The sequence below is a fragment of the Sulfitobacter mediterraneus genome, assembly GCF_016801775.1.
Classification (GTDB): Bacteria; Pseudomonadota; Alphaproteobacteria; order Rhodobacterales; family Rhodobacteraceae; genus Sulfitobacter; species Sulfitobacter mediterraneus_A.
On record NZ_CP069004.1, the window covers coordinates 2,029,733 to 2,054,295 of the forward strand.

The 24,563-nt window shown below is 60.2% G+C and carries 27 protein-coding genes; 11 read left to right on the forward strand and 16 right to left on the reverse strand.

The genetic code is table 11. The features are described 5' to 3' along the window. On the reverse strand, window positions 1–576 hold the full coding sequence (locus JNX03_RS09925) for a YqgE/AlgH family protein (RefSeq protein WP_203208919.1): 576 nt from the start codon (window positions 574–576) through the stop codon (window positions 1–3). Between the two features lie 128 nt (window positions 577–704). Between JNX03_RS09925 and JNX03_RS09930 the strand changes: the two genes are divergently transcribed. Continuing rightward, a complete protein-coding gene (locus JNX03_RS09930) occupies window positions 705–1,526 on the forward strand; it encodes a protein-disulfide reductase DsbD domain-containing protein (RefSeq protein ID WP_203208920.1) in 822 nt (273 codons plus the stop codon). 1 nt (window position 1,527) lies between these two features. On the opposite strand, the gene JNX03_RS09935 is transcribed toward JNX03_RS09930, so the two are convergent. The 5 genes from JNX03_RS09935 to JNX03_RS09955 all read right to left on the reverse strand — a co-directional run bounded on the left by JNX03_RS09935 (window position 1,528) and on the right by JNX03_RS09955 (window position 8,410). Beyond that, on the reverse strand, window positions 1,528–4,929 hold the full coding sequence (locus tag JNX03_RS09935; protein ID WP_203208921.1) for an efflux RND transporter permease subunit: 3,402 nt from the start codon (window positions 4,927–4,929) through the stop codon (window positions 1,528–1,530). Between the two features lie 2 nt (window positions 4,930–4,931). Next, the gene (locus tag JNX03_RS09940) at window positions 4,932–6,398 is read right to left on the reverse strand and encodes an efflux RND transporter periplasmic adaptor subunit (protein WP_203212208.1); all 1,467 of its coding nucleotides are present in this window, start codon (window positions 6,396–6,398) and stop codon (window positions 4,932–4,934) included. A 91-nt stretch (window positions 6,399–6,489) separates the two neighbouring features. Next, window positions 6,490–7,032, reverse strand: coding sequence for a molybdenum cofactor biosynthesis protein B (moaB, locus tag JNX03_RS09945; protein ID WP_203208922.1), 543 nt, complete (start codon window positions 7,030–7,032; stop codon window positions 6,490–6,492). After that, complete coding sequence (locus JNX03_RS09950) at window positions 7,029–7,643, reverse strand: LysE family translocator (protein ID WP_203208923.1); 615 nt, start codon at window positions 7,641–7,643, stop codon at window positions 7,029–7,031. Before JNX03_RS09950 ends, moaB begins: the two co-directional genes overlap by 4 nt. After that, window positions 7,640–8,410, reverse strand: coding sequence for a uracil-DNA glycosylase (locus tag JNX03_RS09955; RefSeq protein ID WP_203208924.1), 771 nt, complete (start codon window positions 8,408–8,410; stop codon window positions 7,640–7,642). Before JNX03_RS09955 ends, JNX03_RS09950 begins: the two co-directional genes overlap by 4 nt. A 150-nt stretch (window positions 8,411–8,560) precedes the next feature. On the opposite strand from JNX03_RS09955, the gene JNX03_RS09960 reads away from it, so the two are divergent. From JNX03_RS09960 to JNX03_RS09990, 7 genes are all read left to right on the forward strand, one after another. After that, window positions 8,561–9,502 (forward strand): aspartate carbamoyltransferase catalytic subunit, encoded by a 942-nt coding sequence (locus JNX03_RS09960; protein WP_120504432.1) that lies wholly within the window; start codon window positions 8,561–8,563, stop codon window positions 9,500–9,502. Window positions 9,503–9,544: 42 nt separating this feature from the next. After that, complete coding sequence (locus JNX03_RS09965; RefSeq protein WP_203208925.1) at window positions 9,545–10,069, forward strand: hypothetical protein; 525 nt, start codon at window positions 9,545–9,547, stop codon at window positions 10,067–10,069. A gap of 139 nt (window positions 10,070–10,208) precedes the next feature. Then, entirely contained in the window at window positions 10,209–10,664 is a 456-nt protein-coding gene (locus JNX03_RS09970; RefSeq protein ID WP_203208926.1) for a hypothetical protein, read from the forward strand. A 79-nt stretch (window positions 10,665–10,743) separates the two neighbouring features. Next, entirely contained in the window at window positions 10,744–12,018 is a 1,275-nt protein-coding gene (gene pyrC, locus JNX03_RS09975; RefSeq protein ID WP_203208927.1) for a dihydroorotase, read from the forward strand. Further along, window positions 12,018–12,626 (forward strand): glycerol-3-phosphate 1-O-acyltransferase PlsY, encoded by a 609-nt coding sequence (gene plsY, locus JNX03_RS09980; protein ID WP_203208928.1) that lies wholly within the window; start codon window positions 12,018–12,020, stop codon window positions 12,624–12,626. Before pyrC ends, plsY begins: the two co-directional genes overlap by 1 nt. Before the next feature lie 41 nt (window positions 12,627–12,667). After that, window positions 12,668–12,901: a hypothetical protein gene (locus tag JNX03_RS09985; protein WP_203212209.1), complete on the forward strand. Its 234-nt coding sequence runs from the start codon at window positions 12,668–12,670 to the stop codon at window positions 12,899–12,901. Continuing rightward, on the forward strand, window positions 12,898–13,521 hold the full coding sequence (locus tag JNX03_RS09990; RefSeq protein ID WP_203208929.1) for a LysE family translocator: 624 nt from the start codon (window positions 12,898–12,900) through the stop codon (window positions 13,519–13,521). Before JNX03_RS09985 ends, JNX03_RS09990 begins: the two co-directional genes overlap by 4 nt. A gap of 20 nt (window positions 13,522–13,541) precedes the next feature. On the opposite strand, the gene JNX03_RS09995 is transcribed toward JNX03_RS09990, so the two are convergent. The 4 genes from JNX03_RS09995 to JNX03_RS10010 form a co-directional block, all read right to left on the reverse strand. Beyond that, window positions 13,542–13,814 carry a hypothetical protein gene (locus tag JNX03_RS09995; protein WP_203208930.1) on the reverse strand — a complete coding sequence of 91 codons (273 nt, stop codon included), beginning with the start codon at window positions 13,812–13,814 and terminating at the stop codon, window positions 13,542–13,544. A 120-nt stretch (window positions 13,815–13,934) separates the two neighbouring features. After that, window positions 13,935–15,305: a glutamate--cysteine ligase gene (locus JNX03_RS10000; protein ID WP_203208931.1), complete on the reverse strand. Its 1,371-nt coding sequence runs from the start codon at window positions 15,303–15,305 to the stop codon at window positions 13,935–13,937. Window positions 15,306–15,365: 60 nt separating this feature from the next. Beyond that, the gene (locus JNX03_RS10005; protein WP_203208932.1) at window positions 15,366–15,893 is read right to left on the reverse strand and encodes a hypothetical protein; all 528 of its coding nucleotides are present in this window, start codon (window positions 15,891–15,893) and stop codon (window positions 15,366–15,368) included. A gap of 89 nt (window positions 15,894–15,982) precedes the next feature. After that, window positions 15,983–16,711, reverse strand: a complete 729-nt coding sequence (locus JNX03_RS10010) for a 16S rRNA (uracil(1498)-N(3))-methyltransferase (RefSeq protein ID WP_203208933.1) — start codon at window positions 16,709–16,711, stop codon at window positions 15,983–15,985. A 12-nt stretch (window positions 16,712–16,723) separates the two neighbouring features. Here JNX03_RS10010 and ubiA point away from each other — a divergent pair, with 12 nt between their 5' ends. The 3 genes from ubiA (at window position 16,724) to JNX03_RS10025 (ending at window position 19,980) form a co-directional block, all read left to right on the forward strand. Continuing rightward, window positions 16,724–17,698, forward strand: coding sequence for a 4-hydroxybenzoate octaprenyltransferase (gene ubiA, locus JNX03_RS10015; protein WP_203208934.1), 975 nt, complete (start codon window positions 16,724–16,726; stop codon window positions 17,696–17,698). Between the two features lie 61 nt (window positions 17,699–17,759). Further along, window positions 17,760–19,667: an OmpA family protein gene (locus JNX03_RS10020; protein ID WP_203208935.1), complete on the forward strand. Its 1,908-nt coding sequence runs from the start codon at window positions 17,760–17,762 to the stop codon at window positions 19,665–19,667. Next, a complete protein-coding gene (locus JNX03_RS10025; RefSeq protein ID WP_025047970.1) occupies window positions 19,654–19,980 on the forward strand; it encodes a hypothetical protein in 327 nt (108 codons plus the stop codon). Before JNX03_RS10020 ends, JNX03_RS10025 begins: the two co-directional genes overlap by 14 nt. 46 nt (window positions 19,981–20,026) lie before the next feature. Here the strand turns inward: JNX03_RS10025 and JNX03_RS10030 are convergent, their stop codons facing one another. From JNX03_RS10030 to uvrC, 6 genes are all read right to left on the reverse strand, one after another. Continuing rightward, complete coding sequence (locus JNX03_RS10030) at window positions 20,027–20,524, reverse strand: thiol-disulfide oxidoreductase DCC family protein (protein WP_231024252.1); 498 nt, start codon at window positions 20,522–20,524, stop codon at window positions 20,027–20,029. A gap of 49 nt (window positions 20,525–20,573) precedes the next feature. Then, a complete protein-coding gene (locus JNX03_RS10035; RefSeq protein WP_203208936.1) occupies window positions 20,574–21,020 on the reverse strand; it encodes a universal stress protein in 447 nt (148 codons plus the stop codon). Window positions 21,021–21,128: 108 nt separating this feature from the next. Further along, window positions 21,129–21,572: a molybdenum cofactor biosynthesis protein MoaE gene (locus tag JNX03_RS10040; protein WP_203208937.1), complete on the reverse strand. Its 444-nt coding sequence runs from the start codon at window positions 21,570–21,572 to the stop codon at window positions 21,129–21,131. Window positions 21,573–21,575: 3 nt separating this feature from the next. Then, on the reverse strand, window positions 21,576–21,821 hold the full coding sequence (moaD, locus tag JNX03_RS10045) for a molybdopterin converting factor subunit 1 (RefSeq protein ID WP_203208938.1): 246 nt from the start codon (window positions 21,819–21,821) through the stop codon (window positions 21,576–21,578). Beyond that, on the reverse strand, window positions 21,821–22,486 hold the full coding sequence (gene pgsA, locus JNX03_RS10050) for a CDP-diacylglycerol--glycerol-3-phosphate 3-phosphatidyltransferase (protein ID WP_203208939.1): 666 nt from the start codon (window positions 22,484–22,486) through the stop codon (window positions 21,821–21,823). The genes moaD and pgsA overlap by 1 nt, the downstream gene beginning before the upstream one ends. Window positions 22,487–22,562: 76 nt before the next feature. Then, the gene (gene uvrC, locus JNX03_RS10055; protein WP_203208940.1) at window positions 22,563–24,428 is read right to left on the reverse strand and encodes an excinuclease ABC subunit UvrC; all 1,866 of its coding nucleotides are present in this window, start codon (window positions 24,426–24,428) and stop codon (window positions 22,563–22,565) included. Window positions 24,429–24,563 lie beyond the last annotated feature (135 nt).

The window sequence follows — 24,563 nt, forward strand, 5'->3', positions numbered from 1 at the left end:
TTAGGCGTGACCGGCCGTGGCCGAGAGGCCCAATGGATCAATGCCAATGCTTTCCAGCGCCGCCGCCCATTTTTTCGCGTCCGCCATTCCAAATACCAAATCCGGCGGCACATCGCAGGTCAGCCAGCCGTTCTGCGCAATCTCGCCCTCAAGCTGCCCCGGACCCCAGCCGGAATACCCCAGCATCAACAGGCTGCTTTCCGGCCCGTCGCCCCGCGCGATGTCCTCCAGAATATCCAGGGTCGCAGTGAGGGCGAAACCCGGCGCAACCCTCAGTGTATGAATGGCAGAACAATAGTCATCCGAATGCAATACAAAACCGCGCCCTGTCTCGACCGGGCCGCCAAAATGCACCCCGTGCAAAGGGCCATCCATGGGCGGGGCGCTTTCCAGCTGATCCAGCACATCGGCAAGCGATACACCCGGTGCAGGCTTGTTCACGATCAGACCCATCGCCCCTTCGTCCGAATGGGACACAAGGTAAATCACCGAGTGGTCAAACCGCGGATCGCCCATGCCCGGCATCGCGACAAGCAACTTTCCAGTGAGATCCAGCGCCTGATCGGCCATCAACATTATCCCCAAAATTCCCGTTCAGGATGCACCCTCGCCGCCAGCGGGGCAAGGGGCGCGGCACAAAGACGCGAAACATGGCTGATGCAAACGTGACTTGGCTGTGACGCCGGATTGTCCCATGTAGGGGTATGATCAAACGTCTATTCACCTCGCTTGCGCTTTGTAGCGCGATGGCCCTGTCTTCGCCCCTGCCCGCCTTGGCGCAGGACGCATTTGAGGTTCCGGTCACAGGCGACATCCTGACCGGATGGCAGCAGGCCGACGGCAGCCGCGTGGCAGCGTTGCGCCTTACGCTGTTGCCGGGGTGGAAAACCTACTGGCGTACCCCCGGCGATGCGGGTATCCCCCCGCAGTTCAACTGGTCCAAATCCGGCAATCTCAAGGCTGTGCGGGTGATCTGGCCCACGCCCGAGGTGTTTAGCCAAAGCGGGATGCGCACCATCGGATACGCCCGAGAATTGGTTCTGCCCTTAGCCATCGCACCGCGCCGGGCAGGCCAGCCGATCAACCTGCGTGCAACACTCGACATCGGGGTTTGCAGCGATATCTGTGTGCCGCAACAACTGACCTTGAGCGCGACCTTGGACAGCACGTCTGCCAAGCCAACGCCAGTGATCGCCGCCGCATTGGCGTCGCGGCCCTATTCGGCCAAGGAGGCAGGCGTTAAATCCGCCACCTGCACACTGCGCCCCACGTCAGATGGATTGCAGATCACCGCCAAGCTGACCCTGCCCCACGCGGGCGGCAAAGAAGTCGTGGTGTTCGAAACCCCGAACCCCGACCTATGGATGAGCGAAACCCGCGCAAGCCGGTCCGGCAAAACGCTGACGGTTCAGGCGGAACTGGCTTCGGTCAGTGGCAGTGCCGTGGCGATCAACCGATCCGATATGGTGATCACCGTGCTGGGCAAGAAGCACGCGGTTGAGATCAAAGGCTGCGCCCCGCGTTAGGCTAAGCGGCCTGTTTGCGCCCTCCGATGGCGTAGACCGCAATCCCTGCGATATAGCCTGCCAGTGCCACCACCAAAGCCCCGGCAACAAACGCCGCCAGTGCGGCGCTCATCGCTTTGAGCCCGGCCAGCATGGGCAACAGGGCCAACACCTGCGGATGGAGCGCGCCCTGCCACGCGGCCCAGCCCAACGTCACCGCGCCCCAAGCGACCACAACAGCCCACAAGGCCAACAATCCCCAGCGCAAGCTGCGCACCGGTGCCGCTGTGCCCCGGCGCATCGCCGCGATCTGGCGGGCCACATCATGCTGTGCAGCCACTAGCGCAGGCACCACCAGCAAGACCAGCAACATGCCAAAGCCCAGACCGTAGACCAGTGTGATCACCGTGGGTTTGAGGAACTGCGCCTGCTGGCTTTGCTCATAAAGCAGCGGCGCCATCCCCAGAACCGTGGTCATTGTCGTCAACATCACTGGCCGCAACCGATCCGCTGCGCCATCAATGATCGACGGTATCAGCCCGCGCGTAGTGGCGTATTCGTCAATCGTTGTGACCAACACGATAGAATCGTTGATGATAATTCCCGTCATGCCAAGCAGCCCAACAACCGTGAACATGCTCAGCGGCACCTCCCACAAGGCATGACCATAAATCGTACCAACCAGCCCGAACGGAATGATCGCCATCACAACCAGGGGCCGGGTCCATGAGCCAAAGATCCACGCCAGTACTAGGAAGATGCCCGTCAAACACAGGATCAATCCGGTCAAGGCATCGCTCAGGAATTCGTCTTCCTGTTCGTTCAGACCGGCCAACCGGAACTCGACCTGCAATTCGGAGGCAATGCGCGGCAGGATGTCATTTTGCAAAGCCTCGCCAATTTCGCTGGCGCGGGCCGGATCGTCTTCGGAAATATCTCCGGTCACGGAGATCAGCCGAATGCCGTTCTCACGCCGCACCGTGCTGAACCCCGTGCGCCGCTCCACACTGACGATATCGGCCAGCGGCACGTATTGCCCTGCCGGTGTCCGCATCTGCGTGCGGTCCAGAAAATCGGCGGTCAGCTCGCCTTTGGGCAATTCTACGCGGATCGCAGCGGAACGCGGCCCATCGGGATAGGTCGCCGCCTCAATGCCGCCCAAACGGTTGCGCAAGGCCCGGCCCAGCGTGTCGATGGTAAAGCCAAGCGCCTGTCCCTGCGCCGTCAGATCGAGGATCAACTCCTCTTTGTCATAGGCCAGATTGTCCTGAACCGCGCTGACTTCCGGATATTGCCGCAGCGCCGCTTGCAACGCTTCTGATGCCGCCTTGAGCGTATCCGTGTCGGCCCCGTAAAACTGCACGTCCAGCGCATCGCCTCCGGGGCCGGACCGCCACCCCCGAAAACTGACCGTTTCGGCCAGTGGATGCTGCACCACGCGGTCCTGAAGCTCTCCAACAAAAGCAAAGCTGGAATAGGGGCGCAGATCGGCATCAATCAACTCAATCGAAATGCCACCCAGCAGGTCGTTGTCCTTGCTGTCTGCGCCCGCCAGCCCATAGCCCGAATTGCCCCCCGTTTGCGCGATGACATAATCCAACGGGTTGACCCCGTAGCGTTCCTCATATTCCGCCCCCAAAGCCTCCGTTGCCCGCTGCATCTCGCGCATCATTTCAAGCGTATCGGAGCGGGTTGCCCCCTCAGCCATGGCAAAGTTGCCGGTGACGGACCCGCGCTCAGGTGCGTTGAAGAACCGCCATTGCACATCGCCATTGATGAACAGCGCCACCTGAGAGGCCAGGATCGCAGTCACCCCGGCCAGCACAACATAGCGCCCCCGGATCACCCCGGCCATGAACGGGCGGAACAGGTTTTCACGCAACCAGACAAAGCCGATGTTGGTGATACGGCTGGGCAGATCATACCAATGCTCTTTGGCGGCCGCCCGCATGGCATGGGCCATATGGTTGGGCAGGATCAAGAAACATTCGACCAGTGACGCCGCCAGAACCGCAATCACCGTGAAAGGAATATCGCGGATCAGATCGCCAAATCGCCCTCCCACAGCCACCAGACCAAAAAAGGCAATAATCGTGGTCAGTGTCGCCGCAAACACCGGCATTGCCATGCGCTGCGCGGCGTTCTCCGCCGCCTGCATCGCCCCCTCGCCAAGGGTGCGGTACCGGTGATCGGCGTGTTCGCCGACCACAATCGCATCATCCACAACAATGCCCAGCGTGATGATCAGCCCAAAAAGGGAGATCATGTTGAGCGTCAGACCCGCCGCATACATCAGCGCAATCGCCGCCCCCATCGCAACAGGGATGCCTGCCGCGACCCAGAACGCGGTGCGGGCATTGAGGAACAAGAACAGCAACCCAACGACCAGCCCCAGCCCCATCAGCCCGTTGTCGATCAGAAGATCCAAGCGCCCGGTAATCGCTTCGGCGCGGGTGCGGATCAGCTCCACCGTCACAGAGGCAGGCAAACCGGCCTGCAATTCGGCGGCGACCTGCTCTACCCGCTCCTGTATCGCGATGGCATCGCCCCGGTCAGATCGGTCGACGCGGATCGACATCGCCGGATCGGCCCCCACGAAAAAGCTGCGTTCGCGGTCCACGCCTTGGGTACGCACCAGCGCGACATCCCCGATGGTCAGCTTTGACCCGTCAGGATTGGAGCGCAGAACAATGCCGGCTATTTCGCCCGCGCTGCGTTTGGCCGTCCCTGTCCGGACCCTCGCGTTGGCCCCGCTCACATCGCCCGCCGGATCGGCATCGACCTCGGCGGCGATGGCGCTGGCAATGTCGGCCATGGAAATGTCAAAGGCGATCAACTTGGCCGAGGGCACCTCGACCAAAGTCTCTGGCGCAGCGACGCCTTGGATGGTTGTCCGCGTGACGCCCGCCGCAAAGAGACGCGTCACAAATTCATCCGCAAATCGTCCAAGCTGCGCAGGCGCAATCGGGCCGGTAATCACCACATCCGTGACCCTGTCGCGCCAGGCGCCGCGCCGCACGGAGGGATCTTCGGCATCGTCGGGCAGCGTGGTTATGGCATCGACCGCCGTCTGCACATCCGCCGCGGCGCGGGCCATGTCCCAGCCCGGCTCAAAATCCAGTGTCACAACAGCGCGCCCTTCGCGCGAGGTGCTGTTGGAACTTTCGACACCCTCAACACCCAGCAAAGCAGGCTCCAACACCTGCACGATGGCCTCGTCCACATCCTCGGCCCCGGCCCCGCTCCATAGGGTGGTCACGGAGACATTGTCGATGATCACATCAGGAAAAAACTGTGCGCGCATGTTGGGCGCGGCGGCAAATCCGGCCACCAAGAGCACCACCAGCAACAGGTTCGCCGCCGTGGCGTGGCGGGTGAAATAGGACAGGATACCCCCTGCGGCAGATCCGATGGGCCGTGCCATAGCTAGCCCCCCATGCGGCTTTCAATCCGGGCCACCATGCGGGCCGGCACCTGCGGTTTTGACAATTGTGCCAACACCCGTGCCTTGGCCTCTTTTGGCATCCGCTTGTTGCCCTCGACAAAGGCCACAAGACGGGCGCGGCGTTCCTCGGTCAGTTCCAGCATTTCCGGTTGGTCCGGCGGCGCAGTGGCCGCGCCATCCTCGCCGCGACGCAATGGTTTCACCGCGATCCCCGCGCCCAGCAGGGGCGAGCGCGCCTCGACCACTTCACGCCCCAGGATCGGGCCGCGTACCAGCACATCATCACCCTGATTGCGCAGCACCGTGACCTTCACGGCCTCCAGCCGGTCTTCGTCGTCCAGCACCAGAACCTCGCCGCCTGCGTCCACCGCTGAGGCTGGCAGGCGGACCACATCGGGCAACGCCGGTTCGCGCACTTGCACGGTCACAAAATCACCGGGTTTGAACCCCGGCGCACTGCCCAGCGCAGCAAAGATCAAACGCCCCGTCGATCCCTCGCCCGCCGCCGCAGCGGCGCGGCTGATACGGCCTTTTGCCGTCAAATCCACACCTGCCACATCCAAAATCACGTCCACATCTGCCTTGATCAACCCGCCCTGATCATCCAGCAATCGCGCGAATTGCGCGGTCGACAACCGGAAAGACACCTCAAGGTCATCGGGATCAATCAGCTCTGCCAACCGCTCGTTTGCAGAGACCAAGCGCCCCACCACGACATTGGTCGAAGACAATGTGCCATCAAAGGGCGCGGTCAAAGTGGTATCTTCAAGCCGCCGCCGCGCCTCGGCCAGCGCGATGCGCGAGCGTGCCAATCCTGTTGCGGCCTGATCCACACGGGTTTGTCCCTGCGCCAGCGCCTGCCGCCGCGACAGCACCGCCTGCTGCGCGGCTGAGACCGCCAGCTCGGCTGTTTCGGTGGCCGCTGTGGTGCCAACGCCCCGCTCTGCCAGATCCTGTTGCCGGACAAGGGCGCGTTCGCGCAAAGCGGCCTGATCTTCCGCTGCAGCCAGTTCATCGCGTGCCAATGCAAGGTTGCGGTCCGCGTCACGTACAGCCGCTTCGGCATCGGCAAGATCATTGGACGCCCGGTCCACCGCAGATTGCGCATCTGCCGGGTCGAGCTGCACCAGCTCTTGCCCGGCCACAACTGTGCCGCCGTCCTCAAAGCCGTCAGCCAAGCCGATCACCCGGCCACTGCCCGCGGCGCGAAGTTCCAGCAACCGGCGGCTTTGCACTTCGCCAAAGCTTTGCAAAACCGGCACAACCGTCTGCGCCCGCGCCGTTTGAACGTTGACCGCAAACACCCGCTCTCGCGCGGGGGGGGCTTTCGCCTCGTCGGCGAGGCGTTCGCGCAGGGCACCGCCCACCAAAGACACGGCATAAGCCAGCAGGCCAAACGTCAGCGCCGCCAGAAACAAACCGATCATGCTTTGTCTTAGAAACCGCATCTTTATCCCATCACCTGCGGACATGCACCGCCCAACTAACCTAGTGGCATGCCCACAAATGCCAAGTCACAAGATGATACGGGGTCCAGCGCTATTTCCGTCGCTTGTGTTCATCCAAACGTGGCATGATTTCTACAAAATTGCAGGGCCGGTGCCGATAATCGAGCTGTTTGCACAAGATCTCGTCCCATGCATCCTTGCAGGCCCCCGGTGATCCCGGCAGCGCAAAAAGATAAGTCCCATTGGACACGCCGCCCGTGGCGCGGCTTTGCACGGCGGAGGTGCCGATCTTTTGCATCGACACAATGGTAAAGACCGTCCCGAAGGCTTCGATCTCTTTTTCGTAAACATCCCGGTGGGCCTCAACGGTCACATCGCGGCCCGTCAATCCGGTGCCGCCGGTGCTGATCACCACGTCGATATCGCCGTCGGCGCACCATGTCCGCAGCTGATCTGCGATCAGTTTTCGTTCGTCGCGCACGATGTTGCGCTCTTTCAGGATATGCCCGGCTGCCTCGATCCGCGCGGCCAGAACATCGCCTGACTTGTCATCGGCAAGGGCGCGTGTGTCCGACACGGTCAGCACCGCGATGCGGACCGGAACAAATTCCATGGTTTCGTCAATTCTGCTCATGTTCGCTCCATCAGGGCCAATCGCGCCGCCAGCGCTACAAAAATACCGCTGGTGATCCAGCTCAACGCGCGACTGCCCGAGGCCACGCGCCGCCCGACACCGCCCGCAAAAACGCCCACAGCGGCGTTGATGAAAAAGCCGAACAGCCCGATGATCGACCCGAAGATAAGGAATTGCAGCAAGACGCTGCCCGCCTCGGGTTTCACAAACTGTGGCAAGAACGCCAGAACAAAGAAGATCAGCTTTGGGTTGGTCAGGTTCACGATAAAACCCGTTGCAAAGGCTCGCGCAGGACGCAGCGCCGCCGCCTTTTGTTTGGCTCCAGCATGGCTGCGCAGGGATTGCACCGCCAGGAACAGCAGATAGGTCACACCAGCCCAGCGGATCGCGTCAAAGGCCCAGGGCAACGCGGCGATCACCGCACCAAGGCCCAGGCCCGCCAGCAAAACATGCACCATGGATCCCGCCGAGATCCCCGCGCTCGCCGCCACCGCCGCCCTTGGCCCAGAGCGCAACCCCTGCCCGAGACAAAACATCATATCCGCCCCCGGCGTCAGGTTCAGCGCCAGAGAGGCAGGCACAAATGCGGCCAGGGTCAGCAGGTCAATCATCCTTTCAACCGCCCCTTCAGGCTAAGCAAATCTGCCCAAGCCTCGCGCTTGGCATCTGTATTACGCAGCAGGTAGGCCGGGTGGAACATCGGGATAACGGGTAGGCCCGCCACCTCAGCCCATTGGCCGCGCAAACGGGTGATCCCGCGTTTGTTCAGCAGCGCCTGACAGGCATGATTGCCCACTGCGACCAGCACCTTAGGCTTGGCCAGCGCGATATGCCGCATCAAGAACGGGCGCATCATAGCGATCTCTTCGGGCTTGGGGTCGCGGTTTTGCGGCGGCCGCCAAGGCAGAACATTGGTGATATAGATCGGCGCATCCGCATTGGCCCGTCCCATGTCAATCGCGCCAAACATCCGGTCCAGCAATTGACCGGCGCGGCCCACAAACGGCTTGCCAGCACGGTCTTCATCCCGGCCCGGCGCCTCGCCCACGATCATCACAGCCGCCCCGGCGATGCCGTCGGAAAACACGAGATTACGTGCGCCTTTCCTAAGCTCACAAAGCTCGAACCGTGCCAATGCGTCTTGCAGCTCTGGCAGGGTCTGCGCGGCCTGCGCGGTCCTTTCGGCCTCAGCAACGGCATCCACTTCGACGGGAGCGGCAATACCCGGTTTCATCGCTGCGGCCGCTGGCTTGGGCTTTTCAATCGCGGCGGGCACTTCATAGCGGTTGACCGGCACGTCACAGATCGCATCGGTCGCGCCCAGTTCGACCTGCCAATCCAGCAAGGCCAGATCGTGATGAAAGTTCACTGATTCCATGGCCCCAACTTACGCCTCTGGCCAGGGGAACCAAAACCCCTGTTCGACATGCGGCAATTTGCGCCGGCACCGGTGCCCACCGCCGCAATCACCTTGCCGCGCAGGGCAATGCCCGCCTATAAGGCCGCAACGCTGCAAAAGGGTCTGCCCATGTCCTTCCCCCACCGTCATCTGCTTGGCATTGAGCCGCTGTCGCCGCCGGATATCACTGCCATTTTGGACCGCGCCGATTTTTACGCCGATCTGAACCGGCAGGCGGACAAGCACAATGACGTGCTGGCGGGCATGACCCAGATCAACATGTTCTTTGAAAACTCGACCCGCACCCAGGCCAGTTTCGAGATCGCGGGCAAACGTCTTGGCGCGGATGTGATGAATATGGCGATGCAGGCCTCATCGATCAAAAAGGGTGAGACACTGATTGATACGGCTCTGACCTTGAATGCGATGCATCCCGACCTTCTGGTGGTACGCCACCCGCAATCGGGCGCGGTGGACCTTCTGGCGCAAAAGGTGAACTGCGCCGTGCTGAACGCCGGTGACGGGCGCCACGAACACCCGACCCAGGCCTTGCTGGATGCGCTGACCATCCGCCGCGCAAAGGGCCGCCTGCACCGTCTGTCCATCGCGATTTGCGGCGATATTGCCCACAGCCGCGTGGCACGCTCCAACATCATGTTACTGGGCAAGATGGAAAACCGCATCCGCCTGATCGGCCCACCCACCTTGATGCCCGCCCAAATCGGCGAATTTGGCGTCGAAGTGTTTGACGACATGGCCGAGGGATTGAAGGACGTAGATGTGGTGATGATGCTACGCCTTCAGAAAGAACGCATGGATGGCGGGTTCATCCCTTCAGAGCGCGAGTATTACCACCGCTACGGGCTGGACGCAGAGAAACTGGCCCATGCCAAACCCGATGCGATCGTGATGCACCCTGGCCCAATGAACCGCGGTGTCGAGATTGACGGCACCCTCGCAGATGACATCAACCGAAGCGTGATTCAGGACCAGGTCGAGATGGGCGTGGCCGTTCGTATGGCCGCAATGGACCTGCTGGCACAAAACATTCGGAACGCACGGGCGGCCTAGGCGTTGTGTCCGTGAACCCGGACACACCAAAGGAGCAGCGACATGAGGACGATTGATATCCCCCGCAACGAACACGGGCAGGTCAGGGTGTTCTCGGTCTCGCTGCCAGATGGTGCGGCGGAAACGCTTGAGAACCCCGGATCGCTGTCGACAATGCTGGGTGCTGAGGTAGACCCCAAAGGTGTTGAGGTCATCCGTATCTCTGATCTCGACCAGCTCGGGTTGCTGGGCTATCTGCGCGAGGGTGTTGACGTGCAATCCGAAGCACTGGACCGCGACGCGGCAAAACTGGCCGCGCTGGAGGGATGGGTGATGTTGGTCTATTCCACCGCATTTCGCGGGGAAGCGGCCGTGTTGAAACCTGCATTGCAACTGACACTGATCGGCACCTACGGCCGCACAAAATCTGCCCCGCCCGAAAGCCCACTGACCAGCGAAGCCGCCGCGCCTTATACCGGTCACGCGCAGACCACACCGCCAAATCCTGCGGACGGGCGCGGCGCCGGCGCGATGGTGGTGGCCGGGCTAATCGTTCTGGGCGCTTTGATCCTGTGGTGGCTGCTTTAACGCGGGCCGCGCCACTGGCGCAGCCATCTGCATTCCGCTAAACCTATGTCATGCAAGAACCCAAACCCGATCCCAAAATGTCCGGCCGCATCGCGATGATCGCGTTGTTGGTGGCCTTTGGCGTGGTCGGTATGATGCTGTGGATCGGGTAGAGCCCATTGCGCAATGGCGGCCCGCACCCAAAGCCAGCCTGCGCCGTATCGCAATTGTCACCGCACTGACCGCGCTTGGCCTGCAACTGCCTGCAATTTTTGCGCTGGCCCTTCCCGGCGCCCCTTATAAGGAGTTCCTGCAATTTGGCTCAGGCTGGTCATTGCTTGCGACGGCCGGTTTCGTCGGTGTCTTTGCCATCGAAGATTTGGCCGCGTGGCGCAAGCGTCGTCATGAGATCTGGAAATTGACGAGTGCGGCGTTGATCTACGACGGCCCCGAAGGCCATGGGCAGGTCACGCTAAGCGATATCAAGTTCTTGCGCAGACAATGGCTGTCGCGTGTTGTCGTGACTTTGCAAAACGGCCAGTCGGTTGTAATCCGCGATCTGGCCCAGCCCGCCGAGCTTGTGGCGACGATCAAGGCGGCCCAAGCCGCGCTTTGAGAATTGTTCGCCACATCCCCCTTGGTTTGAACCCGTTTTTCAGGCAAGAGGGCGCAACTCCACTGCACGAAGGCCCGCCATGACCATGCATTTCACCAATGCCAAGCTGATTGACCCAGACGCCGGACAGATCATCACCGGCGGTTTGACGATTTCAGAGGGAAAAATACTGCAAATTGGCGAAGATACGGTCCCGAAGGGGGCGGACGTCATCGACTGTGGCGGCCATTGCCTTGCCCCCGGTATCGTCGATCTGGGTGTCAAAGTCTGCGAGCCGGGTGAGCGCCACAAGGAAAGCTACCGCTCTGCCGGCTTGGCCGCGGCGGCAGGGGGCGTGACCACCATGATCACCCGCCCTGACACCGAACCGGCGATCGACAGCCCCGAAGTTCTGGAATTTGTCACCCGCCGCGCCAATGAGGCCGCGCCCGTCAATGTCGTTCCGATGGCTGCCCTGACCAAGGGGCGGCAGGGCCGGGAGATGACGGAAATCGGGTTCTTGATGGATGCGGGTGCCGCCGCCTTTACCGATTGTGATCACGTGGTCACAGACACCAAAGTCTTTGGTCGCGCTTTGACCTATGCCCGCAGCCTTGGCGCATTGGTGATTGCCCACCCGCAAGAGCCAATCCTGAGCAAGGGCGCCGCCGCCACCTCGGGCAAATTTGCCTCGCTGCGCGGCTTGCCTGCTGTCTCGCCTATGGCAGAGCGAATGGGGCTGGACCGCGACATCGCCCTGATCGAAATGACCGGGGCAAAATATCACGCGGACCAGATCACCACCGCCCGCGCCCTGCCCGCGCTGGAACGGGCCAAGGCCAACGGGCTGGACATCACGGCGGGCGTAGGCATCCACCATCTGACGCTCAATGCGCTGGACGTGGCGGATTATCGAACCTTCTTCAAACTGAAACCTCCCTTGCGCGACGAAGACGACCGCCTTGCGGTCGCCGAAGCTGTCGCCAGCGGATTGATCGATATCATCTGTTCGATGCACACCCCGCAGGACGAAGAATCCAAGCGCTTGCCCTTCGAAGAGGCCGCTTCCGGCGCGGTGGGGTTAGAGACTTTTTTGCCCGCCGCCATGCGTTTGGTCCATGCGGACGTCATGGATCTGCCGACGCTATGGCGCGCTATGTCACTGAACCCGGCGAAGCGACTTGGCCTTCCCTCGGGGCGGCTGCAGGCCGGTGCCCCTGCCGATCTGGTTCTGTTCAACCCCGATGCACCTTTTGTCATGGACCGCAGCACACTGCGTTCCAAGTCCCTGAACACGCCATTTGACGGAATGCGGATGCAGGGTAAGGTGCTGAAAACCTTTGTTGCAGGCAATTGCGTATTTGAGGCTCAATAATGCCAGAGATCATCTCTTCTCCTGTTGTTCTGACCCTTTGGGCACTGCTGGGTTATCTGATCGGGTCCATACCGTTTGGCATGATCCTCGCCCGTTTGATGAACCTGGGAAACCTGCGCGAGATCGGGTCTGGCAACATCGGCGCGACCAATGTCTTGCGCACCGGGAACAAGACCGCCGCGGCGTTGACCCTGCTGTTTGACGGTGGCAAAGGCGCGGTGGCCGTCCTGCTGGCCCGCGCGATGGTCGGCGAGGACGCCGCGCAGATTGCTGCCATTGCTGCAATGCTCGGCCATTGCTATCCGATATGGCTGCGGTTCAAGGGTGGTAAAGGTGTGGCGACCCTGCTGGGCCTGCTGCTGGCGCTCGCTTGGCCTGTCGGAGTCGGCTGTTGCATCGCTTGGCTGATCGGCGCGTTCAGTACACGGATCTCATCCATGGGCGCTTTGGCTGCGGCGGCAGCATCGACCTTCCTGATGGTCTTGCTCAACTTTGGCCATATGGTCCTGTTGGGCGTGGCCCTGACCCTGCTGATTTACTGGCGACACCGGGCCAATATCAAACGTATCAGGTCCGGTGAGGAACCCAAGATCGGCCAAAAGGGGTGACACCCCCGGATGACGTCGCGGCCTGCCTCGACGCCATTCCCATGGGCGCGAATACCGGACGTTACGGAGGGCGCCGCTATCTGGTCACCCGCAGCAAGTTCGCGACCGGAAAATCACAAAAGCTGGTGGCGCAGGAATTGGGCGGACCGGACTATATCAGCTTGAACTTCTACACACTCAAGGATGGTCCCCGGCTTTACCCTTGCGAAATGCCCGCTGAAAAGGTCATCTCGTTCTTGCGCGGCTACCGCCCTGACCTGAAAGATCCGACATGACCGACGTAAACCTTCCCGTGATCCTCTTTGCCGCCTTCATTGCCGCAGGCAGCCCCGGCCCGGCCACTTTGGCCATTGCAGGTACATCCATGTCATCGGGACGCCAGTCCGGACTGGCGTTGGCCTCGGGCGTGACCACCGGATCGTTCATGTGGTCCATCGCCGCGGCCTTTGGCCTTGGTGCGGTGATGTCCGCCAATGTCTGGGTGTTTGAGGTCGTGCGCTATGTCGGCGCGGCCTACCTGATGTGGCTGGCGGTGAAATCCGCCCGCGCCGCCTGGATGGGCAACAAGATCACAACCAGACCGCTGCCCAAGACCACCCCGCGCCGTGCCTATGCCAAGGGGCTGGCCCTGCACCTGACCAATCCCAAAGCGGTATTGTTCTTTGGGGCGCTTTACGCCATCGGTATCCCGCCCGGCACTACGCCCAGCGCCTTGATCATCGTGATCGCAGCGGTCGGCGTGCAAAGCCTGCTGATGTTCCACCTCTATGCGCTGATCTTTTCCTCCGCGCCAATGACCGCCGCATACACCCGCGCCAAACGCGGGTTTGAAGGGTTCTTTGCACTGGCCTTTGGCGCAATCGCAATCAAGGTTCTCACAACGCGGGTTGGCTAAATCTGCGCCATTTCCGCCAGTTACGTCGCCCGTTGCTCAAGCAGTTCTGCGGTGCGTTTGGTGTTTTGGTAAATACCAATGCCCAGATACATGAACCCCGCCATAATCGTCAGGTAGATTCCGCCGCCGATCAGGATCATGAGTCCAGCGGCAACACCCCCAACTCCATATTGCGCCGCCGCAGCATCACCACTGACAAAAGCAATGCCCGCCGCAACAATTATTCCGATGGCCGCAATGACCACAATCACGTTGATGACAACTTCCAATGACTTGATGAAAAAATCACGCATTTCACTCTCCCTAAAGCAGTTATGCCTTCAGGCTAGGACAGTTGTGTCCGCTATCGCAAGCACAACCCGAGGCAGGCAAAGACAGGGTTTCACGCCCCATCACTCCCTGCGATCAAACGACTAGTAGCTGTACTCGGCATAAATCCGGTCCAGATCGCCACCCCATTTGCCGTTGTAATCGGCCAGCAACTCATCCGCAGGCACCTTGCCGCTTTCGATGCTTTCCTTCAACGCATTGAGAAAATGGGTCTCATCCGGAACCAGACCACCTGCACCGGTACGGCGGCGCGCGCGCAGCCCCATATCCGACAGCATCACCGCCTCATGGGCGATGTTATGCATTTTGATGCCTTCCACTTCGGCTTGCAAACCATCCACCGAAGCGGCAATGCGCAGGGCATCGCGCTGTTCCGGCGTCCACCCCTTGACCAGATCCCACGCCGCATCCAGCGCGTTTTGATCATACATCAAACCAACCCAGAATGCCGGCAATGCGCAAAGCCGCCGCCAAGGGCCACCATCGGCCCCGCGCATCTCGATAAATTTCTTCATCCGCGCTTCCGGAAAGGCGGTTGTCAGATGATCGGCCCAATCGCTGAGCGTTGGTGTTTCGCCCGGCAAGGCAGGCAATTTGCCTTCCATGAAATCGCGGAAAGACATGCCAAGCGCGTCGATATACTGACCATCGCGATAGACGAAATACATCGGCACATCGAGCGCGTAATCCACCCAGCGTTCAAAGCCGAAGCCATCTTCAAACACAAATGGCAACATGCCCGTGCGGGCGGCGTCCAGATCCCGCCAAACCCGGCTGCGCCAGGATTTGTGGCCATTGGGCTTGCCCTCAAAGAAGGGTGAATTGGCAAACAGGGCGGTCGCCACCGGCTGCAAGGCCAGCGCCACGCGCATCTTTTTGACCATGTCGGCCTCGGACCCGAAATCAAGGTTGACCTGCACCGTACAGGTCCGGCGCATCATCACCCGGCCCATGGTGCCAACCTTGGTCATATAGTCGTTCATCAACTTGTAGCGGCCCTTGGGCATCAGATCCATCTGTTCATGGGTCCATACCGGGGCCGCGCCCAGACCAATCCAGCCAACGCCGATCTCATCGGCCACATCCTTGACCTGCCGCAAATGAGTGTTCACCTCGTCACAAGTTTCGTGAATGGTCTCGACCGGCGCACCGGACAATTCCAACTGGCCGCCCGGCTCAAGCGAGATATTGGCGCCGTCTTTCTCAAGCCCGATCAACTTGCCACCCTCTTCGACGGGTGCCCAATTGTGCCTGTCTCGCAGCCCTTCGAGCATCACGCGAATGGACCGCTCTCCCTCATATGGCAGTGGCAAAAGCGTGTCTTTGCAATAGCCAAACTTCTCGTGCTCAGTGCCGATCCGCCAATCTTCTTTGGGTTTACACCCATCCGCCAGATATTGTGCAAGCTGGTCGCGATGTTCGATCGGGCCACCGCCGGATTGAGGAATGGACATATTGAAGGCTCCGATATTGGCTCTGTGCTTCCGCAGGGATGCGGGGAATTGCGAGGGGTGTCAATGCAGCAGCTGTGGGTTTTGCCCCGGCGGACCGCGCCGCCAGATCACAACCGCTTGATGGGAATTTGCGTTGAGCATGCTCAGCATCCGTTCGGTCCGCAGCCCCGGCAGCGTCGCAAATGCATCAAAAAGCGCCTCGGCTCCCGCTGCATTCACCGGGATCAGCAAGGCTGGCTGGCCCCGCTGGGTCAGTCGCCAATGGGCCGGAAACATCGCCCCATCAAGGGTCAGGCTGTCCATCTCGCGCAGAGCCACGGTGCCGCCAGTCAATGGGCCAAAATAGCTCACCTGCCCTTCGTCCACCTGCACCGCGCCCGCGCCGCCATCTGCGCCGCGAAACCGCCCGCGTTGAATGCCCAGCCAAGCCAATGCAACACCGCCAAGGATCAATGCATAGCCGGGTATCGCCAGCAACAGCCCCGGCCCTGCCACCATCCAGATACCGATCAGGAAAATCCCAGCCGCCGCGATCACTTCGCGCCACCGCCAAAGTTGTGCCCGCGCTTCTGGTCTGAAAAAACTCATCGCAAACCGCCCATCTTCATTTGGCTAAAAAACCTTCGCGGGGGTCTGGGGGTGTGAAACTCCCAGCGCCTGTAAAGAATGCTGCGCTCTCACATCCAATCCCCCATCGACTGCTGCCAAAGCGTCATCGCCGCCACCGCCGCGGTATCCGCACGCAAGATCCGCGGGCCAAGCCGCACCGCATGGGCCGCCTCTAGCCGTTGTAGACGTCCACGTTCCCGTTCTGAAAACCCGCCTTCGGGGCCGATCAGGATCGCCCATGGACCTGTATCACCTTCCGCCAGCCCAACCGCGCCGCCAGTGGTTGCCAGCGCCTCATCACAAAACATGATCCGTCGCTCGGGGCCCCAGCCGTCCAGCAACCTGTCAAACTTCACAGCCTCGGCAACCTCTGGCACAAATGTGCCGCCACATTGCTCTGCAGCCTCAACCGCATGGGCTTGCAGCCGGTCGCGCTGCACCCGTCCGGCATTGGTGAATTCCGTCATCACCGGCAAGATCCGCGCCGCGCCCATTTCGGCGGCCTTTTCCACGATGAAATCGGTGCGGGCCTTTTTGATCGGGGCAAACATCAGCCACAAATCGGGCGGCATCTGCAAATCCCGCGTCTGCGCGTCACAGGCCATCACGCCGCCCCGCTTGCCCGCCTCCATCACATCCGCCCGCCATTCGCCGTCACGGCCATTGAACAACAAGACCTGCGCCCCAACAGCAAGCCGCATCACCCCAAAAAGGTAATGCGCCTGCGCTTTGTCCAAAGGAACCGATTGCCCCGGCCCCAGTGGGTGATCTACATAAAGTCTGATTTTTGCACTCATGGGCCAAGATATATGCAAGACCACCCGCCTTCGCCAGATGCACCGGACGATCAAACTGTGGCAGACGCCGCCGCGGATAACTGGGTGGACAAATATGCGCCCTCCGCGGCCCGCCCCTATCTGCAGCTCAGCCGCGCAGATCGGCCCATCGGCACATGGCTCTTGTTGTTGCCGTGCTGGTGGGGGCTGACCCTGGCGATCCTGTTTGATCAATCCCCCCGCTGGGAGGATCTGTGGATCTTTGTCGGCTGCGGACTGGGCGCTTGGCTGATGCGTGGCGCGGGCTGCACGTGGAATGACATCACCGACCGGAAATTTGACGCGCAGGTTGCCCGCACGCGGTCGCGGCCCATTCCGTCGGGGCGTGTCACTGCGCGGCAAGCATTGGTCTGGATGTTTGCGCAGATCATTCTGGCCGCAATGATCCTCTTTACCTTCAACCACGCGGCCATCTCGCTTGGCGTTTTGTCCCTGATCCCTGTGGTGGTCTACCCCTTTGCCAAGCGCTTTACATGGTGGCCGCAGGTGTTTCTGGGTATTGCCTTCAACTGGGGCGCATTGCTGGTCTGGACCGCCCACACCGGAAGCCTCGGATCACCTGCCCTGTTGCTTTATGCCGCTGGCATCGCCTGGACGCTGTTCTACGATACGATCTATGCCCACCAGGACACCGAAGATGACGCGCTGATCGGCGTCAAATCCACCGCCCGCCTGTTTGGCGAGAACACGTCACAATGGTTGCGCAGGTTCTTGATGGCCACTGTCGGCCTGATGGGACTGGCCGTGGTTTTTGCCGCTTTGCCCAATGCCTCCGTTCTGGCGATGGTTATTGCCCTTGCCGGACCTTGGGCGATGGGATGGCATATGGCGTGGCAATTGCGCGGGCTCGACATCCATGATCCCGCAAAAATGCTGCAGCTTTTTCGCGTCAACCGCGATACCGGCATGATCCCGCTTGTGTTTTTTGCCGCAAGCCTGCTGGCGTGATTGCACCCCCGCGCCTGCGGGCGTATCAAAGGCTGACCTTGAACTGTACAGAAGTTGACGCATGCGCCTGTCCGCTCTTTTGATCATCAGCCTGACGTTTACCGCCGCGGCGGTTGTTTCGCTGGTTGCCGCCAACTTTTCCGTAAAACTGATCGAGGAATCCTCCGAAATTGGCGTGCGCGATGCGCTGGATGCCAATTCAATGACCTGGGCTGAAGTGCAGGCGGACGGGCTGCAAGTCACGCTTTCGGGTATTGCCCCAACAGAGGCGATCCGCTTTCACGCGCTGACCACCGCGGGATCTATAGTCGATGCAGCACGCGTCATCGACGAGATGGAGGTCGAAGCGCAAGCCGCCATCGCGCCTCCGCGCTTTTCTGCCGAAGTCCTGCGCAACGACAGCGGTATTTCCATCATCGGCCTGGTGCCCACAAGCACGGACCGCGCCGCCACGGTCAAGCGGTTTACAAAAGTGGCCGGGGACGCCGAAGTCACCGATCTGCTTGAGGCGGCTGATTACCCTGCCCCGCCCGGTTGGGAAGAGGCATTGGCCTTTGCGATCAACGCCATTGCCCAATTGCCCCGCGCCAAGGCGTCAGTAGAGGCAGGCCATGTGTCGATCACCGCCATCTCCGACAGCCCGGAGGCCAAAGCCGCAATCGAGGCCAAGCTGCGCCGTGCCGCGCCGCCAAGTTTGACCCTGGTCTTGGACATCGCCGCGCCGCGCCCGGTGATCACGCCTTTTGCCCTGCGCTTTGGCATTGACGAAAACGGCGCCCGTTTTGATGCCTGTTCTGCCGACACCGAAGAGGCCCGGATCCGCATTCTGGCGGCAGGCACCCGCGCTGGTGTCAGCGGCACCGCCCGTTGCACCGTTGGCCTTGGCGTGCCGAGCCCCAATTGGGCCAAGGCCGTTACGCAGGCCATCGACGCCGTGCAGCGGCTTGAGGGCGGCTCAGTCACATTTGCCGACGCTGACATCACACTTGTTGCCTTGCCCGGCTCCGATCAGGCCCAATTCGACCGCGTGGTCGGAGAGCTTGAAACCAGCCTGCCAGAGGTATTTGCCTTGCGGGCCAAGCTGCCCAAATTGGAAGACCCCAATGCCGGCCCGCCCGAATTCACCGCGACTCTCAGCCCTGAGGGCCAAGTACAACTGCGCGGCCGGGTCAGCGATCAAACCCTGCGTGAACTGGCCGACAGCTATGCCAAGGCGCGGTTCGGCTCTGACAAAGTTTACACAGCCGCCCGGATCGCCGAAAACCTGCCTGGCGATTGGACGCCGCGCGTCTTGACCGGCCTTGAGGCGCTTGCCGCGCTTAACAACGGCGCAGTGACGGTCACGCCGGATAGCCTTTCGGTGACGGGCAATACCGGCAACCCGGATGCAAGCACCGAGATTGCCTCGCTCTTGTCGGACAAACTTGGCGAAGGGGCGGATTACAAGATTGACGTGACCTATCAGGAAAAACTGGACCCGGTGCTGGGCCTGCCCACTCCGGATGAGTGCGAGGCCGAGATTGGCGAAGTGCTGAAGGTTGGCAAGATCAACTTTGAGCCTGGCAGCGCGACCATTGACGCCTCCGCCCTTGGCACGATGGATGATATCGCAGAAATTCTGAAACGCTGCGGCGATCTGCCATTGGAAATCCAAGGACACACGGACAGCCAGGGCCGCGAAAGCATGAACCTCGCCCTGAGCCAAAGCCGGGCGGAATCGGTCCTGAACGAATTGCGCGCGCGCCGTGTTTTGACCGGCTCTTTCACCGCCAAGGGCTATGGTGAGGCCACTCCCATCGCCGACAACAAGACGGAGGCGGGCCGTGAAGAGAACCGGCGCATTGAATTCAAGCTGATCCGCCCCGATACCGTCGCCATTCCCGAAGAAACAACGCTGGAAAGTGTCGCGGAATCGGGCGATACACCGGAAGCATCCGACGCAGAAGGCACATCCGATGAGCAGAACTGAATTTGTCCTCGCCACCGCGATTATTCTTTTTGTTGCGTTTTGTCTGGGCTGGTTTGCCAATTGGCTTTTGCACCGCTTCACCCGCGTGGCCGCCGGTGATGTCGAACAGCTAGACCGGATGAGCCAGGAACTGCACGAAGCCGAAGAGACCCGCGATCAGGCGATCACGTATCTGCAGCAACGTGAGGCAGAACTGACCAACCAACTGTCACAGACAGAGGCCGAATTGCGGGCCGCAATGGACGGATTGCGCGATGCCCGGCACGAAGCAGAAGAAATGCGCGCCTATATTGATCGCCAGAAGGGCGCCTGAGCGCAGCACCGCTGACGCGCACCACAGCCATCCGATCAGGGCAGTTTCACTTGATCAGTCTTTTCTGCACTTCCGGGTCAGGAACAAAACACAGGTTCGCCGTTCCGAACCAGCGATACCGGTTGCGCGCTACAAATCGGTAAAGGAGGTTCCGCACTGGACGGGGCAGAATCAGAACAACGCTTAAGCTGCGCCAAATACCACCGAGTCGCCGTCCAACACGCGCCAGCGCTTCCAACGAGGAATAGGCGCGCCCGTCTTCCAGAAAAAGCCAAGAATTTGAATCTTCCGGGTCGAGGCCATAATGCCGCATCAATGCAGCGCCCAGATCCGATTGCAGAGGGATAATGCGAAATGCGCCTTGATGATCATTGTGCGCAATCCACATAGCACCACGTGCGCAAAGGGCACAGTTTGCGTCCATGACACAGACTGGCCCCTCATCAGAAAACGCCGGGATTTCCGGCGCATCCCGATAGGAAATTTGAGTGTTTCTTAATGTCATGGCCGCACATGTGCCGTGCATGATCGCAAAAATCAACAACTTTTGGTTGTTTTCTATTTGGCAACTGCAAGACTAACGGTTGGCGGGGTCAAGCGACCGTCAAACAGGCACATTTCGCATGATGTGCCACATGGGCCGATGTGCTGCCCATCATCAGAGCGGTCAAATTGCCCAAGCCGCGGCGCCCAGTCACAATCAGGTCTGCGCCAACCGCATTGGCGCAATCCAGCATATCATGGGCCGGATCACCGCCGCCCACATGTGGCGTCAGCTTGGGACCACCCGCCGCGTCAGCAACGGCTTGCGCCTGCGCGAACACTTTGTCAGAGGCTTCTTTGATCTCTTCGGGTTTGGGCATGGTCGTCGCCACATGATAGCCCGCTACAGCACCCAGTGCGAAAGCAACCGTTTCATGTACCGGCGTATGCGACAGATGCACTGCTGAGCCGTATTTCTGTGCGAGGTCGCAGGCCACTTTCAATGCATTTTTCGACGGCTCGGACCCGTCAAAACCGACTACGATATTGCTAAACATATCTCATCTCCCTTTTGATCTGTTGTCATAAGTATGCCGCAAGAAAGGCCGCATCACCTTGATCCACATCAACAGAGATTTACCATATATATTTCAGGTACTTGCGCCTTACCAACGACCAAGTGCGTCCTCGTCTTCATCCTTTGACGCAACCCAATCAGCCCCCTGCGCGGTGACTTCACGCTTCCAGAACGGGGCGCGCGATTTGAGGTAATCCATCAAGAACTCCGCCGCCTCAAATGCATCCTTGCGATGCCGCGCGGCGGTTGCAACCATCATGATCATTTCACCGGGGTACAGCGGCCCGTAGCGGTGGATCACCAGAACATCCCCCAGCGAAAACCGTTCAACAGCCGTCTGGGCCATCTCGCGCAGGGCGCTTTCGGTCATTCCGGGGTAATGTTCGATTTCCATGACCTTGAGCGGATCATCCGGCAGGTCACGCACAACACCGGTAAAGGTCACAATCGCGCCCATATCGGAGCGGCCCTGCGCAAAGTCCGTGCTTTCCTTGCCCAGATCAAACGGCGCTTCCTGAACCGAGATACGCATCCGTCAGCCGCCTGTCATCGGCGGGAAAAAGGCCACTTCGCGCACACCATCCAGCGGGGCGTCAAAATCTGCCAAGGTCTGATCGACCGCAACGCGCAGCGCGGTCAGATCAGAGAACGCCAGATCATATCGGTCTTCACGAGCCCGCAGTTCGGCGACGAGATCCGCAACCGTCCGGGCCTCGGTTTCGATCTTTTCGCGCGGCAGGCCAATGCGTTCGCGGACCCATGCGAAATACAAAACGTCCATTATTGCCCCTCCCGAAGATGCGGCAGCGCCTTGCGCAGATAGTCAAATCCAGTGATCGCCGTCAGCGCCGCAGCGATCCACAGCAGCCAAAGACCAAGCCATCCGGCCCACTCCATACCTTCCAGCTTCCAGCGCAGGCCGAGTACATCCTCTTCTTCACCGTTCAGCACCGCATCTATCATGGCTTCATCCATGCCAAATACGGACATGCCGAGGTAATGCTCAAACACCCCTTGGGCAAAGAGCACGGTGATCGCGGTCATCTGAAAGGTCGTCTTCCATTTGGCCAACTGCGTGACCTTCAGCGTCCCCGCCACATCGCCAAGGAATTCGCGCAGGCCCGAGACAAACACCTCCCTAAACAAGATCACGGTGGAGGGCAGGATCAGCCAGGGCGACCAGCTTGAGAATGCAATGATCACCATCAGCGCGATGACCACCATCGCTTTGTCCGCGATCGGGTCAAGCATTGCGCCCAGTTTGGTTTCCTGTTTCCACGCCCGCGCCAGATAGCCGTCAAACCAATCTGTGATCGCCGCAGACAGGAACAGGATCAGCGCGAACCAATCCGCATAGGGCCGGGTGAAATACAAAAACATCACCGCGACGCCGGGCGCAGCGACCAGACGCAAGACAGTCAGGATATTGGGCAGATTCCACTTCATGTCGGCACCCTACAGTGACCTTTCGGGACGTAAAAGCATCAAGATTGCCGCAAAGGCAGCCAATGGCCCCGCGCCGCTACCCGCGTTCATGGAAATAGGCGTAAATCGTTTCGGCCAAAGCGTCAGAAACACCATCAACGGCCTTGAGATCGCTTAACGCTGCGCGGCCAACCGCCTTGGCAGAGCCAAAATGCGCAAGCAGCGCCCGTTTGCGGGCCGCACCCACGCCGGGCACATCATCAAGCGGTGTCGCGCCAACGGCCTTGGCCCGTTTGGCGCGGTGCGTGCCAATAGCGAAACGGTGCGCTTCATCCCGCATCCGCTGCACAAAGTACAACACCGGATCATTATGGCGCAGGGCCATCGGGCGTTTGCCGACACGGTGGAATTCTTCCTTGCCAGCATCGCGGTCTACACCTTTGGCCACGCCCACCATCGGAATATCCTCAACCCCGTATTCGCGCATGATGGAGGCAACCGCACTAACCTGACCTGCCCCGCCATCAATCAAAAGCAGATCCGGCCACATGCCCTGACTGCGATCGGGATCTTCCTTGATCAGCCGCTTGAACCGGCGGGTCAGAACCTCTTTCATCATGCCAAAATCATCACCGGGGGTCAGTTCATCACCGCGAATGTTGAATTTGCGGTATTGGTTTTTCATGAAGCCGTCCGGCCCCGCCACGATCATGCCGCCGACCGCATTGGTCCCTTGGATGTGCGAGTTATCATAGACCTCAATCCGCTGTGGCGGCTCGGGCAGATCAAAGGCATCCATCAATCCTTGCAAGAGTTTCGTTTGCGTCGCTGTCTCCGCCATCTTGCGGGCCAGCGATTCTCGCGCGTTGCGCAATGCACCATCGACCAGCTCTGCCTTTTCCCCGCGTTTGGGAACGAGCAACTCAACCTTGCGGCCAAGCTTACCTGTAAGGGCATCCGCCATGAGATCGGGATTCTCAATTTCGTTGCTGAGGATCAATTGGCGCGGTGGCTCGCGGGTGTCGTAAAACTGACCAATGAATGCTTCCAACACCTCAGCTGCATCGACATCAGCGCCAACGCGCGGATAATAATCACGGTTGCCCCAGTTTTGATTGGCGCGAATGAAAAACACCTGAACACAGGCCTGTCCGCTGTCCATATGCAGCGCAATGATATCAGCCTCAGACACACCTTTGGGGTTGATGCCCTGCGCAGTCTGCACCTGCGTCAACGCTTTGATCCGGTCCCGGAGCGCGGCCGCCCGTTCAAACTCCATTGCCTCGGAGGCCGCGGACATCTCTGAAGCCAGCCGCGCCTGAATATCGGTGGTCTTGCCGGACAGAAACCTTTCTGCATCCCGCACCGTCTGGCGGTATTCCTCTGGGCTGATCTTACCCACGCACGGGGCCGAACACCGCTTGATCTGATGTTGCAGGCAGGGGCGTGTCCGGCTTTCAAACATCGCGTTGGAACAATCGCGCAGCAAGAATACCCGCTGCAACTGGTTCAGGGTACGATTGACCGCGCCGGCGCTGGCAAAGGGACCATAATAACTGCCCTTCTCCTTTTTCGCACCGCGATGCTTTTTGATCTGCGGATAGTCGTGATCCGCTGTTACCAGAATATTGGGGAAGCTTTTGTCATCGCGCAACAGCACGTTGAATTTCGGTTTAAGCTGTTTGATCAGGTTCTGCTCAAGCAGCAGCGCTTCGGTTTCTGTCTTGGTGGTCAGAAACATCATCGAGGCGGTATTGGCGATCATCCGCGAAATGCGCCCCGAATGGCCAGTGGGCCGGGCATAACTGCTGACCCGCGCCCGCAGATTTCGGGCTTTGCCAACATAAAGAACACGGCTTTCGCTATCGAGCATGCGGTAAACGCCGGGCGATGCGTCGATGGTCTTCAGATACCCCTGAATGACCTCATTTCCAGTTTTTGGAATGTCCGATTCGCTGTTCATTGGTTCCGCCTGATTCTTAGCCTTTGCTGCAACACGGAGCCACAGTTAACAAGTGTGAACATACCCACGGAACTTGTGGATAAGTCTGATGATAACTTCTGATCAACGTGGTTTTCTCTTTGTTTTCGGCAGGGT

Coding starts and splice junctions, on each gene's coding strand:
- JNX03_RS09925 (WP_203208919.1), bottom strand. CDS start 576: ATGTTGATGGCCGATCAGGCGCTGGATCTCACTGGAAAGTTGCTTGTC.
- JNX03_RS09930 (WP_203208920.1), top strand. CDS start 705: ATGATCAAACGTCTATTCACCTCGCTTGCGCTTTGTAGCGCGATGGCC.
- JNX03_RS09935 (WP_203208921.1), bottom strand. CDS start 4,929: ATGGCACGGCCCATCGGATCTGCCGCAGGGGGTATCCTGTCCTATTTC.
- JNX03_RS09940 (WP_203212208.1), bottom strand. CDS start 6,398: ATGCGGTTTCTAAGACAAAGCATGATCGGTTTGTTTCTGGCGGCGCTG.
- moaB (WP_203208922.1), bottom strand. CDS start 7,032: ATGAGCAGAATTGACGAAACCATGGAATTTGTTCCGGTCCGCATCGCG.
- JNX03_RS09950 (WP_203208923.1), bottom strand. CDS start 7,643: ATGATTGACCTGCTGACCCTGGCCGCATTTGTGCCTGCCTCTCTGGCG.
- JNX03_RS09955 (WP_203208924.1), bottom strand. CDS start 8,410: ATGGAATCAGTGAACTTTCATCACGATCTGGCCTTGCTGGATTGGCAG.
- JNX03_RS09960 (WP_120504432.1), top strand. CDS start 8,561: ATGTCCTTCCCCCACCGTCATCTGCTTGGCATTGAGCCGCTGTCGCCG.
- JNX03_RS09965 (WP_203208925.1), top strand. CDS start 9,545: ATGAGGACGATTGATATCCCCCGCAACGAACACGGGCAGGTCAGGGTG.
- pyrC (WP_203208927.1), top strand. CDS start 10,744: ATGACCATGCATTTCACCAATGCCAAGCTGATTGACCCAGACGCCGGA.
- plsY (WP_203208928.1), top strand. CDS start 12,018: ATGCCAGAGATCATCTCTTCTCCTGTTGTTCTGACCCTTTGGGCACTG.
- JNX03_RS09985 (WP_203212209.1), top strand. CDS start 12,668: ATGGGCGCGAATACCGGACGTTACGGAGGGCGCCGCTATCTGGTCACC.
- JNX03_RS09990 (WP_203208929.1), top strand. CDS start 12,898: ATGACCGACGTAAACCTTCCCGTGATCCTCTTTGCCGCCTTCATTGCC.
- JNX03_RS09995 (WP_203208930.1), bottom strand. CDS start 13,814: ATGCGTGATTTTTTCATCAAGTCATTGGAAGTTGTCATCAACGTGATT.
- JNX03_RS10000 (WP_203208931.1), bottom strand. CDS start 15,305: ATGTCCATTCCTCAATCCGGCGGTGGCCCGATCGAACATCGCGACCAG.
- JNX03_RS10005 (WP_203208932.1), bottom strand. CDS start 15,893: ATGAGTTTTTTCAGACCAGAAGCGCGGGCACAACTTTGGCGGTGGCGC.
- JNX03_RS10010 (WP_203208933.1), bottom strand. CDS start 16,711: ATGAGTGCAAAAATCAGACTTTATGTAGATCACCCACTGGGGCCGGGG.
- ubiA (WP_203208934.1), top strand. CDS start 16,724: ATGCAAGACCACCCGCCTTCGCCAGATGCACCGGACGATCAAACTGTG.
- JNX03_RS10020 (WP_203208935.1), top strand. CDS start 17,760: ATGCGCCTGTCCGCTCTTTTGATCATCAGCCTGACGTTTACCGCCGCG.
- JNX03_RS10025 (WP_025047970.1), top strand. CDS start 19,654: ATGAGCAGAACTGAATTTGTCCTCGCCACCGCGATTATTCTTTTTGTT.
- JNX03_RS10035 (WP_203208936.1), bottom strand. CDS start 21,020: ATGTTTAGCAATATCGTAGTCGGTTTTGACGGGTCCGAGCCGTCGAAA.
- JNX03_RS10040 (WP_203208937.1), bottom strand. CDS start 21,572: ATGCGTATCTCGGTTCAGGAAGCGCCGTTTGATCTGGGCAAGGAAAGC.
- moaD (WP_203208938.1), bottom strand. CDS start 21,821: ATGGACGTTTTGTATTTCGCATGGGTCCGCGAACGCATTGGCCTGCCG.
- pgsA (WP_203208939.1), bottom strand. CDS start 22,486: ATGAAGTGGAATCTGCCCAATATCCTGACTGTCTTGCGTCTGGTCGCT.
- uvrC (WP_203208940.1), bottom strand. CDS start 24,428: ATGAACAGCGAATCGGACATTCCAAAAACTGGAAATGAGGTCATTCAG.